Raw genomic sequence first — 315 nt, forward strand, 5'->3', positions numbered from 1 at the left:
CCTGGTCTTGAACGGCGTTGAATTGGGTGGCGGTTCTTTACGTATTTACCAACCGGATATTCAACAACGCGTATTCAAGGCTATCGGACTTACGGATGAAGAAGCGAAGCAGAAGTTCGGTTTCCTTCTCAGAGCCTTCGAATACGGAGCCCCGCCTCACGGAGGTTTGGCTTTCGGCTTGGATCGCATGATTATGCTGATGCTCAAGAGAAAGTCCATTCGCGACGTTATTGCCTTCCCTGGTCTTGAACGGCGTTGAATTGGGTGGCGGTTCTTTACGTATTTACCAACCGGATATTCAACAACGCGTATTCA

At 49.2% G+C, this 315-nt stretch carries 1 pseudogene; it reads left to right on the plus strand.

Annotation, left to right across the window (positions count from 1 at the left end):
* A pseudogene (locus PGX78_RS07620) lies at positions 1–241 on the plus strand (amino acid--tRNA ligase-related protein); the annotation flags it as partial.
* Positions 242–315 lie beyond the last annotated feature (74 nt).

The sequence above is a fragment of the Megasphaera sp. AF13-6AC genome, from assembly GCF_027685385.1.
Lineage (GTDB): Bacteria > Bacillota > Negativicutes > Veillonellales > Megasphaeraceae > Megasphaera > Megasphaera micronuciformis.